The 360-nt window shown below is 57.8% G+C and carries 1 protein-coding gene; it reads left to right on the plus strand.

Going from position 1 to position 360, the window contains the following annotated elements:
• Positions 1 to 72: 72 nt before the first annotated feature.
• Positions 73 to 360, plus strand: a 288-nt coding sequence (locus AC0L3B_RS38695) for a type VI secretion lipoprotein TssJ (RefSeq protein ID WP_473382928.1), incomplete at its 3' end; no start/stop codon positions are given.

A 360-nucleotide genomic window follows, 5' to 3' on the forward strand; every position in this document is an offset into this window, starting at 1 on the left:
GCTGTATCACATTTCTCGACATTCACCAAACTGGACCTGGTACTGACCGCCAGTGACCAGGTCAACCCGGACATTCATGGCCGACCCTCTCCGGTCGTGCTGCAACTGATCGAACTGCGCCATGGCGTGGCCTTCGAGAATGCCGATCTTTTCAGCATGTACGAGCACGCCGAGCAGGTATTGCCAAATGACCTTATGGGTGTGCATATCACTGCACCTCTTTGTCGGAATGCGCGTCGGCCAGTCGGATACCATCTCGTTCCAGCACCAGCTCTACACGGTTCACTTGTTGAGCGGCGAGCGGAACGAGCAGGCGCCATTGAACGTGGGGGTGCTGGCGGCGTATCGCGACTTGCCCCA

It is taken from the genome of Bradyrhizobium sp. Kon56 (assembly GCF_055807635.1).